The sequence below is a fragment of the Halioglobus sp. D3-4 genome (genome assembly GCF_055809315.1).
The window spans coordinates 2500103-2511994 of the sequence record NZ_CM147907.1 but is presented as its reverse complement, the minus strand read 5'-3'; the positions used below and the strand labels follow the sequence as shown (position 1 = coordinate 2511994).

The window sequence follows — 11892 nt, the reverse complement described above, 5'->3', positions numbered from 1 at the left end:
CACTGTAGGTGGTGACTTGACTGTAATGACTTTGGATTGATAGAAGTAAGAGATGAAACGAGACAAACTCGGTGACCAACAGTGCTCGGTAGCACGCTCCTCGGCTGTATTAGGGGATCCCTGGACACTCACATTGTTGAGCGATTGTTTCCTGGGTGTACGCCGATTCGACGAGTTTCAGCAGAGACTTAAGGTCTCGCGGACAACGCTGGCGTCACGTTTGAAACTGCTGGAAGAGCACGGCATATTGACGCAAAGCCAGTATGAGCAAAGACCTCCCAGGTTCGAATATCGCCTGACGCAGAAAGGGAGAGAGCTTTACCCTGTGATTTCGACACTCCTGACGTGGGGTGACAAATATTATTCGGATGAGGCAGGCCCTCCCATTGTCCGACGGCATAAAAAATGTGGCCACGATCATCAGGTATACGTCGCTTGTTCCGAATGCGGAGAGCCGCTTGAACTAAGCGAAGTTGAAGCACGCGTACGCCCTCACGACGATGACTATCCAGCAGTTGAGCGCGGGCCGATTCAACGATAAACGGCCATAAAACCACGCCTTCCAATCCCCTCAACCCGGTGAACAATTTTTCCTGGCAACTGAGCCCCAGGAGAAGCCTCTGAGTCAATCGCGGATGCAAATCAATATTCAGGCGTGACAGACTATGCCTGCAGCCAGTTTTCCACTTTCAACTCCGGCACTCGGGATAATTTCCCCGACATTGGCGGTTATAACTGTAAGGTCATTTTTGAGTACATGTGCAGTGATCAGTAGATCATTTGGCCCAATGGGGGTTCCCTGACGCGTGAGGCGATGGCGTAATGATGCATAATGTCGGTCGGCAAGTGTTTCCAGTGGCAGGATTTCCAGTGCCGAGAGAATCATGTCAATGCGTTTTGCAAGCTCTTCTGAGTTTGACTTGATTGCGCCATGGCGGGATCGGCAAATCCTTCTGGAAAGCGGGCAAGGAAGCTCGCTTCGGGGTATTGCCTCCTTAACTGACTGAAATTGATAGAATCTGCGGATGAATACCTATAAGCGACACCGATTCCCTCCCGATATTATTTCTTATGCGGTCTGGCTGTACTATCGATTCAATCTTAGCCGTCGGGATGTCGAAGATCTGCTTGCTGAGCGAGGGATGCGCAAGTTCAAATCAGTTCGGCAGGCGCGGCGATCCTTGGTTGCTCATGCTGCCGTCAGTAATTTGTTGAATCTGGGCAGTCACTTGGTTGGAGCCCAGCATTATCGTGATCTTAGGGTTAGTGCGTTCGGTGAGTGGAGTAGGGCGGCTGCTTGGAACGAAAGACTGGATTTGCTCGGTCTGGAGAAGCTGATTTGCCAACGCCGTGAAAATACTTAAGGGGTGAGAATCTGTTCTGGGCTCTTCACACCAATTTCAAAACTGCATCACTCTTGTTTTTCAAATGCACTTTTATGCTTTTGGAAAAAATCACTTAGTGAGGTAGCCGGACGACCCAGCAAGCGCTCTGTTGTATTGGTCACCAGGCTGGCCTTGCCCTGTCGGAATAATCGATAGTGGCATAAAACGCCCAGTTCTGCCTCTTCGGCGGTCATGCCGATGCCGGTCAATATTTCCAGCATGTCTTTTTCCGGTAAATCGATGTAGTGAATCTCCCGGCCCAATACGCCAGAAAGTACTTCAGTTGCTTGCTCAAATGTCGCAGCCTGCGGCCCCGTAATTTGGTAATCCTGCTCATGGTGACCGTCGCTGACCAGTACCCGTGCTGCTGCCTCACCACAGTCGGTCGCACAGACAAATCCAACTTGCGCATCCCCGGCAGAAGCATATATGGCGCCGTCGGAAATTATTGAAGATGCATGGGGAAAGAAGTTGGTTTCCATGACGGTATTGGGTGATATGAGCGTCCAACCCAATCCGCTGCTTTTCAGCTGTTCGATGGATTCAAGGTGCAGCTGATTGAGCGGGTCGTCGCCGTGGTCTACACAACCGTATAGTTTGACGATGTGCTGCACTTTGGAATTCTTGCAGGCATCGATAAAGTTACACTCCAGCACATTGAGATCGTGCTGCATTGGAGAGACGAGGAAGGCCCGGTCAACACCCTCCAGTGCCGTCATCAGTGATGCTTCGTTCATCATGTCGGCAATGACCGGAATGGCGCCGCGTTTTGCGAGCGACTCTGCGCTTTCGGGGCTACGCGTGACAGCACGCGGCTTATAGCCCAGGTGCAGCAAGGCATCCACCACCAAGCCTCCGAACATCCCGGTGGCGCCGGTTACGAGAATTTCGGGCCTATCCATTTGGGCCAAGAATGAGTCTTTGCATGATAACGGCTTCTTTGTGCATGGGCTCCAACAGTTTTTGTATCGCAGTTTACTTGGGCGTGTCAATCCGATGAATGGGCGTCCCCTTGTAACAAACCTCCGCTTACGGTTTCTCCGTGATACGCGGTCTGTACACCCCAGAGGGACCTGGCACTATTATTCTGGTGGTCATTGACCAGAAAGCACGAGCGAGGTCAACTGATAATCGATAAGCTATTGAGGCCGAATTCGGGGAAAGTGAGCATGGTCACAGAACAACAGTACGATGTCCGTCGCAGACAGGAGTCTGAGCGCAAACGGCTGAATGTGCTCAGTAAGGCTGGCAACTGCTTTGCCGAGAATGGCTTCAAGAAAACCACGATGGATGAAGTGGCAAAAAGGGCAGGGGTCTCAAAAGGGCTGGTGTTTCATTTTTTTGGAAGTAAACAGAGTTTGTTCAAAGCTGTGGTGGAAGATGGACTGAACCAATGGGCAACCCTCTCTGAATACCGTGCCTCGGGCAAAGAAGGCAATGCGCTGGCGGAGCTCAGGAGCCTCTTTCTGGCCTCTTTCGACTTTATAGAGCAGAACCCGGTGCTACTACTTTTCGGGCGTGAAGACGAAGGTCTGGCAACAAGTTACAGGCAGGAATTCCAGAGACGAAACAGACGCTGGCTATCACGCATCCAGAAAACGCTGAAGTCCGGTGTGCGTCGTAATGAAATACGAGACATCGATGCGGCGCGCGTCGCGGTAATCTTTCACCAGATGCAGGTGGCATTGCTGGTGAGTGCCGCCTATAAGCACTCGATCCCGAAATACGACCGACAAACTATTGAGACTGCGATCGATATACTCTTACGCGGCATTACAGCAAGCCCATGTAGTTGATAGAGAGAACACGTCATTAGCCTAGTATCGGATCCAATATGTGGAAGAGAGGATTATCTGCATCCGGATCGGTCCCAGCAATAATCATCGACAGGCGCAAGGAGCGCCGATGCATGATGTGTACCAAGGCTTCATCATCCGCCGGGTCGTTCTCGGAAATGGCTTTTGATACTGCTTTATCAGCGGTCGATAGTGTCTCGAAGGCTTGCCCGGTAAACTGATTGATATCCGCGATCGTCTCCTGTTCAAACCAATCGCGGTAACGGGCATGATTCAGCAGGAACTCGGGAATTGCGGCTAACAGCTCTCGCTCCCAGGTTTCGAAAGATTTGGAGGTTGGTAGACGCTGTATATCGACTAGCAGCTTTTTCAAAGCGGATTCTTCCAGGCTCTGGACGCTCGGTTCGGGTAGATGAAGAGCATAGTCCAACTCGATGCCCTGCAGTTCTGCAATTGCTTCGCAGGCGCGTCGCGTGATGCTGGCGTATTCGAGAAGTCCTTCTATCCAATTTCCGCCAACGGCTTTCGGGTCGCCAAAAAACTTGGTCGCTATGCCGGCGAGTTGTAAAAAGGCGACCGTGTGATAGGCGACAACCGGCAGGTCCACCTCTGTTCCACTCACTTGCGCATAGCGGCGGTAGAGTGCGGGAATATCGCCCATGTTTTCATAGGGATGACGGCCGCGGAAACAGGCGAGATCCCAATGTGTATCGCCAATATTGGCTATCTCAAAATCGAGCAGTGCCAGCACCTCGGTTCCAGCTGACATGAATTGGCCCGCATCGCCAGCGATAAAACTTGGCGTGGTCCTGTGTTCGGGCACATTGCGTCTTAGCCAGGACTGCAGAAATTCGAATGTCGTATCAATATTATTTGTATAGACCGCCGCCTGATACATCTTCTCAGTCGCTCTCAGAGCAATGTCTGACGGCGTTTGCGGCGGGTTTCTGAGTTGTTTGATATGGGCAAATTCAGTGATTGGCACAGCGTGTACTTTGGCTAGGTCACCCATATAGCTCAACATTGCCTGCCAGCGCTCATCGGACATTGTGGTGGGGTTTTCAATTGCGGTGTGTAGCATGCCGGGAGCGCGGTCCTCGGTGTCTATCCAGGACATGACAAAGGCCTTTGGGGTCTCCATCCAGCCATAGATATGCGGAACCTTGATGCCGTTGGCTTCCAGCACTTGCATGACTTCCATCTCAAATCTTAGGTCATGTTTGCCGGCGTTGGGCCGGTCGCCTCGGACCAGTACAGCCTGGAGTTCATCGCCAACCGAGTAGCTGACCTTCCATTGCGGTCGCCAGCGTTCCAGCCGCATGACCTCTTTCACCTGACCCCCGAGGTTCTTCGATATCCAGGTGTTAATGCCTTCGAGACACGTTGCCTCATAGGCGTCCTGGTCGAAGCTTTCTTTAATATCTCCGTGCGTTGTCATAGCGTGTTCGTCCTGGTTTCAATCGATGAAAACTGTTTGCTGAAAAGGATGTCGGGGCCATTGGGTATCAGCCAATGGCATTTTGTATTTCACGTTGAAGGATAGGGCCACGCAGTTGACTTTAATAGAGGTGTTTGGTCAATCGCTGACCGGGCCGAGCCGATCGGTGCCGGAGGCCACTGACAGTGGCAATCTTGCCCAGTTCAACAGGAGGCCGTACCAGCACTGCGCTCCAACTCAGCGTTCGGCAGCTGCTCGCGCGGCATTGTCTTGCACTTTCACCGGTTTGGGTAGCAGCGGCTTCTTCACCAGCGGCCAGAATAATTCCTCGGCCCAGTGCAGCCGGCTGGCGATGGGCAGGCCGAAGTTGGTCTGCCTGCGGTTGGGAATCTTTGCAGTGCCGAATATGACATCGTAGATGAACAGCGTAACCGCGTAGTTGCCGTTGGGGTGGGCGCCCTTGCCATAGGCATGGTGCGCGTGATGCGTGTCAGGCAGCGTAATGACGCGCTCCAACAGCCACCACAGTGGCTCGCTCCACGGCATCTTCTGGCGCAGCCACAGATCCCATCGGAAGGTGGTGTGGGTGAGGACATTGGTGAGGAACGTCACCATCACTGCCGCCGCAAAAGCCTCGCCCAGACCGAGATAGAAGGCAAACGCGCCGACCCAGGATTGCGGCAGCAGCATCACCCAGAACACGTTGTAGCGGTAGACCACGCCCACGTTGAGCTGTTGTGCGCTGTGGTGGGTGCGATGGATTTTCCACAGCCAGCGCCATTCGTGGGCGTAGCGGTGGATCCAGTAGTGAAGCATTTCTTCGCCGAGGAAAATCACCGGAAATGCAATCCAGAAGGAAATATGCGACAGGCTGCCGGCGGCGTCTCCACCCCAGAGTGCCGCCGCCGTATAGCCAGCAACGCTGCCTATCAGGGCGCCGGGAATCATGCCCTGTGAAAGCAGGCCCGTCAGTGTGAACAGGGCATCGCGGCCCGGACGTGGTGATTTTCGCAGGCGCCCGCTGCCTAGCTCAATCGCAAATGCCAGCAGGAAAATGGCCAGGATAGTGACTCCGAGCAGTACCTGGATGTCCATAGGTTTACCTCATTTATCTCGTTATTTTAAGGTGCGCTCAACCCGCCAACCAGATAGCTGACAAGGTTGTCGACTCGCCAGGCGAGCGCTTGCGGGTCGATTTCAAGGTCGCCGCGCCGCCGCACTGCGTCCCATTCTGTGATGGTGTTCAGCAGGTGAAGCCCCATCAGTCGCATGCGCTCCAGCACGATCTCCTCACCCAGTCGCGGGCGCAGGATGTCGGCGATGAGGTTACCTGTTTCCAGTGCTGCAGAAGCCCTGACCGGGTGTTCAGAAAAAAGTGGCTGCCACTCGCGCTGGCTCATCAGTTGCGCCAGCAGTCGTAAGTAGTAACTGTGCTGCAGGGGTTGCAACAGCTCATTGGCGAAAGGTTCCACCAGTACTTTCACCAATCCGCGCAGATCGTCTGCACACCCGGCATCGCGCCACGCGGCAAGGCGGTCGGCGCGCTTTTTATTCAGCGGCACCATGCGGTAGTTGAGGATGGCGTCGATCAGGTTGTCGATGGAACCGAAGTGGTAGCTGATGGCAGAGTGATTTTTCTGTCCAGCCGCCCGTGCGATTTCCCGCACGGAGACGGCACCAAGGCCCTTTTCAGCCAGCAGTCGTTCTGCGGCGATCAGCAGTTGCTCGGCGGAGACGGATAATTCCTGATTGTGCGCTGTGTCCATGGCGCACAAATTAAGACAGCTGTCTTAATAAGTCAAGTGTCTTAAAAAATAGTTGCGGACCGGTTCCCGCAGTTCGCTATGGGTTGCTTGGTCGCCCACAAAACTCAAAAAATAGTTCTGTCCTCTTTAAACTCCAAAATAAATGCGTCCCCATTTCGCTCAGAAGAGTGAGGCGTGCTGACCTCCATCTATTACGATGTTCTGTCCCACAATGAAGCGTGACAGCGGGCTGCATAGCAGCGCCGCCATGGGAGCCAGGTCATCGGGTTCTGCCATAAATCCGGCGGGAATTTTATTGTGCTCCAGGAAGTGGGGTAGAACGCTCTCCTCGGTGGGCTCAAGGCCAAAGGCCTCGGCGTAGATCGGCATGATCTCGGCGGCGCCCTCCGTTGCAAACATGCCGGGTAACAGGTTGTTAATGTTCACGCCGGAGGCCGCGATCTCCCGAGAGACACTCGCGGTGTAGTTGATAAGCGCGGAGCGGGCGGGCCCCGACATCAGGCGCCAGATCATGGGGTTCTTGGCAGAGAACGTTGCGATGTTCACAATGCGGCCCCAGCCCTTGTCTTTCATCACTGGTATGAAATTGCGCATAATTTCGATGGGGCCGATGAGCGCAGTTTCTATAGATTCGCGCCACATATCAGGTGTGACTTTCAAATAGTCACCGTTGGGGGCGGGTGGTGTGATTGTTATGCACAGAATATCCGGGTCGGGACATGCCGCGAACAGTGCTTGCCGACCTTCTTCGCTGGAAGAGTCAGCAACGACTGGTGTGACACTGACGCCATACTTTTCGGCGATTTCTTTCGCAGCTTTTACCAAGCGCTCTTCCCGACGCGCCGATATGTAGAGCTCCACACCGGCCTCGGCCAGGCGCTCTGCAGTTGCTCGCCCCATACCTGCGCTACCGCCTGCCATGAGGGCTTTTTTTCCACTAATCTGAAGGTCCATTGAATTCTCCCTGTTTGATAAATCCGACTAGCATATTTCATTGCGTGCCCCGTGGTGCCGCAATGCGTTTGCTATAGCTGCAGAAAATTTACATCGACACTGAATTTGTGGGGAGCGCACAGGCGGCCAAATGCTATGCAAATGTGGCCAACTTTTTATTCCGTGCTATTGCGAAAGGAAGAAGGCGATTGACCACACCATCGCTTGAATGCCCGCCCAAAATCAGATGCATTCTCGAAGCCGAGTTCATAGGAGATAGAAGATATGGATGCGGAAGTTTCCTTCAACAGTTTTGTCGCCATGTTCAAACGAACTGAATCCAGTAGTTTCTGGTAGCTTGTCCCTGACTGCTCAAGTTTTCTTCTCAACCCACGTGAAGAGACCCCGAGGAGCTTTGCCGCGTCATCTAGTCTTGGCGGAGACGCGATCTGATCTATCAGGATTGATTTTACCGCGCCGACGAAGCTCATTTCAGCTTCGGCTTCCTGCAATTGCTGTTCGCTCATCTCCATAAGTAAACGAACTGTCAAAGGATCTGCCTGCTTCATCGGCAGATCCACTAGCTCCCTGTCGAAGTAAATCAGGTTACGGGCATGATTGAAGGTCACAGGAAACGCGAACTCATCCTTTACTTCTTCGAACCCTTCAGGTTTTCGAATAGCCAGTTCCGCCCGTTGAACCAGATGAGCACCTTGAAGCGCATCCAGGAAAAAGCTGTCCAGAAACAGCAGGAACGAGCTTAAGGCAAAGTAGATAACACTCTCGTGCTCCAAATGTACATCGACGCCCATGACAGTGTGGTCATCTGTTGTAAGTGAGCAAATCGAAAACACGCGCGTAAAATTCTTGTTGTAACGCATGATCATGCGTAGGGCCTTGGAAATTCTCCCACTGTTCGCCACGGTGAGAAGCGCAAGATTGGCCGCGGTAGAATCCCGTTTCATCCCTAACTGGAGTGCAAAATGCAGATTCTCAGTAATTTCCAGGACACGCAGAATGAACTTTTCGTGTTGCTCAACACTGAGACGATATGTTTCGTCATGCAGATGCTCTGCACGAAAATCCAACCCGTTAAATAGCTGTTCATCATCGTACCCCTGATCGAGGAACCATAGATATACAAGCCGTGGATAGTACGGCAACAGGATTGGTTCCATTCGTGTATAAGGGTGGCTGGCCATTGCTGAAATCGGTAGCGCTAGATTTGAGCTAAACACGCTGTCTACACGGCATCATACAATGGAGTGTCTTCAAATCGTAACATTCCGTATTGGTCCTCTCTAGCACATCAACGATTCTAACCTCTTCTCCAACTAGCGCAAATTCTCCCTGGAGTGCGGCGGCAACGGCTTCTGGATTCCTGGATTAGTGAGTCTAGTGAGAGTTATGGGGCTATGATGAGTGGCGGTGGGGAGCGGGACTAGAAACAGGGTTTTAGCCGCTCCCACTAGTGCGAGCGACGCTTTCTGAGGAAGCATGTGCAGATGCTACGTCTCAAATGTCTATCGATGGTTAATAGCCTCAATCGGTCACATTGACTAAAACTCTTGCGTTAACTAACATCGGTGGCTAATGCGGGTCTGTCCGGCGGGGCGTTTCACTGGCTCCAGTGGCTGATTAATAAGAAAGGCGACTCACTCATGAAGAGTCGCTGGAGATTTCTACAGGGAGGTTGTTTGCATGATTCCATCGAATCTATGTGCTGGTACGCGACTCAGTCGCGCGATTGTATGTTGCCTTTTTGCGCTGGGTAGCACCGTTGCCACCGCGCAGGCAGCTGGCCCTGAGTATGACGCGAAGGGAAACCCGCTCTTTTCGGAAGATGGGGCAGAGGTCACCTACACACCTGCGCAGCTGGGAGAGCCACTGCCGCTGGCGCCGGCAGAGCAAGCCGGATTTTCTTCCAATGCGTCAGACTTCAGCAATCCCGAAGATCCTGGTGTGATAATCCTTGAATCAAACGATACAGTGGTTCTTTCACGTTTTGATGCCCCCTCTGAACTCAATGACTCCGCAGACCCTTTTTCTGACCCCGTCCCGCATTCGTCCAACCTGATCAACCTCGATCGCGTTTGGCAGCACTCTATCTGGGGTGCGAATCTCGGGGAGTCCGGAATCGCAGCTGTAGACCTGGACGGAGATGGCAGTACCGAACTGGTTCTGGGTACCACTCTCGCACGCAATTTCGGGGAGAACAAAAATTGGCACATCGTGAAGTACCATGCGGGTAGTGGCAACTATGAAATTGTCTACACCAGTGATGCCAGTTCCGATTGGATTAACGTTGTCAGCGTCTACGTCAATAACGCCGTACGCAGAGTCCTCATTGGTTATGACAGCGGAACGCTTGACGTTTTCGACGGCAAAACAAGGAGATTGCTGCACCGTATCGACGTCAGCAACAGCGAAATATTATCCGTGACACAGGGCGACGGCGACAACGATGGAGTTGAAGAGATTATCGTCGCCACTGCAAACAACACATACTTCTATAATCCCCATACGTTAGGGAAAGAAAGCGAAATATCGATAGGTGGTGGTGATCTATCGGTGGGCAATGTGGATAATGACCCATTGCTGGAGATGGTTTACGTTGAGGGTCCCGTTGTGCAATATGACGGCTCCACCGCGATACTGCAGTGGGACTTCAGTGACTTCTCACCGGGTACCAAGCTTGAACTTGGGGACCTCGACGGCGACGGTGTGGAAGAGTTGATCGTCGCACGGAGCTGGTACTATATCGATATACTGGATGCAGAGAATCGCACGCCCCTCCGCCAGATCACTACCAGCACAAATATCAGCCAGTTGAAAGCCGTGGACGTGACCGGTGATTCGGTGCCGGAAATTCTTTACGGCGACCAGCAACATGGCGAAGTTCACGCGATCGATGGTGTGTCACTGGAGGAGTTGTGGGCCCTGGATAACCCCACTAGCGGTGCGCCGGGCATTGAAGTCGCTGACGTCGATGACGATGGTGAACTTGAAGTTATCTGGGGCAGCGGGTCTAACTCTACCGCGCCGGACTTTCTTTCTGTCCACGATATCGCAACCCTGGAGAGGGAGTTCATCAGTACCGATGAGGGCGGCCCGTTTCGCGGACTTGCACTTGGGGATACAGATGGCGACGGTGAAGATGAAATCGTAGTACTGGGGGGGGAGGCAGAAGCCTATGGCATCATTAACCCAACGCGCTATAGTAGTGCGTTGCCATTACGGGTCTACAATAGCCAAGACCTGTCACCGAAATGGAATAGCTACGATTATTCGTTACCCGGGAGCTATTTCGCTTACCTTGATGTGGCCATAGGCAATGTTGACGGGCTGGGCGCCAACGAGATAGTCGTTACACATGGCGATGTTTATGATCTGAATATTGACGTCATCGACGGGGTTTCAAAGTCAGAGATCAGTGCTAGCCGCCTGGATGCGGACCCGGCCAATAGTATAGCCCTGGCCAATTTTGTCGGTGATGAAAAAATGGAGGTCATTGCAGCTTCAGGTAATCAGCTCCATATCATCGATCCCGCATCTGCCACCCCGATCTGGTCCAGTATTGTGCTGGCGGGTGTTTCAAGCGCAAACCATATAGAGGCAGTCGACGTTTACGGGGATGGCCTGCCTGACATGGTTGCGTCGATTGGGAGAATACTAATTGTCGATGGCGTCACCAAAATTTATCGCCAATCCGCCGAAGATGATTATGTCGGGTTCGCGGTTGTCGGCGGGCCACTAAGCAGGGAGATCATTGCTGGAACCGAGTATGGCCTTCTTGTGGCTCTTGATCCGGATACATTTGACCGCACTGTCCTCGGCAGTGTGTGTGATGGTGCGGTAAACAGCGTCCGTGCTGATGCCAGTACCGCGTTTCTCGGGACCGTCCAGTTTGCCTGTCAGGACAATATTGGTATCTGGAGCATTGCTGAGCAACAGGTTTTGTGGCGAAGCCCCTCGCTAGGTCCCCAGGTGGGCTTGAACAATAACCTGCTGGCCTTGGAACAGAACGGGGAGGCTATGCTTGTTGTCGGTACTGAATACGGTGTGCAGGCGTTCAAAGGACCAGAAGTCAGTGTCAGAGACGCCGACGATGACGGGCTGCTCAATCACTTCGATAACTGTCCCAGTGATGCCAATCCTAACCAGGAGGATCTGGACGGCGATGGTGTCGGTGATGCATGTAACAGCGCAATGGACACTGATGGTGATGACTGGGCAGATGCACTCGATAACTGTCCCCTCGTGACCAACCCAGGACAAGAAGACTTGGATAACTCCGGCCGTGGTGATGCCTGTGAGATATTACCGCCCGGCTGTTAAGTAGCGGTAGTCGAGCGCTGGACGAGGCACCGAACTTAGTGGGGATAATGGAAATATTTTTCCGTGTCCTGTCCATATTCGATTTCGTCTTGTGCTAGCTAGAGCGCATTCTGAAAGCGTCGGCCAAAAATCCTCCAGACGGGGTTCTGCAACGTCTGTCTCCTCGATAATGAAAACGTGAAACGTTATTGGTGATGCAGATATGTATTCCTGCCTTGCCCTGAGCTTTCTGACTT

At 52.8% G+C, this 11892-nt stretch carries 10 protein-coding genes and 1 pseudogene; 4 read left to right on the top strand and 7 right to left on the bottom strand.

The features are described 5' to 3' along the window. Nucleotides 1–52: 52 nt before the first annotated feature. Nucleotides 53–541: a winged helix-turn-helix transcriptional regulator gene (locus tag AC0L6S_RS10765; RefSeq protein WP_473428489.1), complete on the top strand. Its 489-nt coding sequence runs from the start codon at nt 53–55 to the stop codon at nt 539–541. Between the two features lie 108 nt (nt 542–649). Here AC0L6S_RS10765 and AC0L6S_RS10760 read toward each other — a convergent pair whose 3' ends face one another. Then, nucleotides 650–925 carry a PIN domain-containing protein gene (locus AC0L6S_RS10760; protein ID WP_473428583.1) on the bottom strand — a complete coding sequence of 92 codons (276 nt, stop codon included), beginning with the start codon at nt 923–925 and terminating at the stop codon, nt 650–652. Between the two features lie 100 nt (nt 926–1025). On the opposite strand from AC0L6S_RS10760, the pseudogene AC0L6S_RS10755 reads away from it, so the two are divergent. Continuing rightward, nucleotides 1026–1145: pseudogene (locus tag AC0L6S_RS10755) on the top strand (IS6 family transposase); the annotation flags it as partial. Nucleotides 1146–1411: 266 nt separating this feature from the next. Here the strand turns inward: AC0L6S_RS10755 and AC0L6S_RS10750 are convergent. Continuing rightward, entirely contained in the window at nt 1412–2287 is an 876-nt protein-coding gene (locus AC0L6S_RS10750; protein ID WP_473428488.1) for an NmrA family NAD(P)-binding protein, read from the bottom strand. 267 nt (nt 2288–2554) lie between these two features. Between AC0L6S_RS10750 and AC0L6S_RS10745 the strand changes: the two genes are divergently transcribed. After that, nucleotides 2555–3181: a TetR/AcrR family transcriptional regulator gene (locus AC0L6S_RS10745; protein WP_473428487.1), complete on the top strand. Its 627-nt coding sequence runs from the start codon at nt 2555–2557 to the stop codon at nt 3179–3181. A gap of 16 nt (nt 3182–3197) precedes the next feature. On the opposite strand, the gene AC0L6S_RS10740 is transcribed toward AC0L6S_RS10745, so the two are convergent. The 5 genes from AC0L6S_RS10740 to AC0L6S_RS10720 form a co-directional block, all read right to left on the bottom strand. After that, entirely contained in the window at nt 3198–4502 is a 1305-nt protein-coding gene (locus tag AC0L6S_RS10740) for a phosphotransferase (RefSeq protein WP_473428486.1), read from the bottom strand. A 354-nt stretch (nt 4503–4856) separates the two neighbouring features. Next, nucleotides 4857–5714, bottom strand: a complete 858-nt coding sequence (locus AC0L6S_RS10735; RefSeq protein ID WP_473428485.1) for a sterol desaturase family protein — start codon at nt 5712–5714, stop codon at nt 4857–4859. Between the two features lie 26 nt (nt 5715–5740). Then, nucleotides 5741–6385, bottom strand: coding sequence for a TetR family transcriptional regulator (locus AC0L6S_RS10730; protein WP_473428484.1), 645 nt, complete (start codon nt 6383–6385; stop codon nt 5741–5743). A gap of 159 nt (nt 6386–6544) precedes the next feature. Beyond that, the gene (locus AC0L6S_RS10725) at nt 6545–7339 is read right to left on the bottom strand and encodes an SDR family oxidoreductase (RefSeq protein WP_473428483.1); all 795 of its coding nucleotides are present in this window, start codon (nt 7337–7339) and stop codon (nt 6545–6547) included. 155 nt (nt 7340–7494) lie between these two features. Next, complete coding sequence (locus AC0L6S_RS10720) at nt 7495–8520, bottom strand: helix-turn-helix domain-containing protein (protein WP_473428482.1); 1026 nt, start codon at nt 8518–8520, stop codon at nt 7495–7497. A gap of 499 nt (nt 8521–9019) precedes the next feature. Between AC0L6S_RS10720 and AC0L6S_RS10715 the strand changes: the two genes are divergently transcribed. Further along, entirely contained in the window at nt 9020–11656 is a 2637-nt protein-coding gene (locus AC0L6S_RS10715; RefSeq protein ID WP_473428481.1) for a thrombospondin type 3 repeat-containing protein, read from the top strand. Nucleotides 11657–11892: the final 236 nt, after the last annotated feature.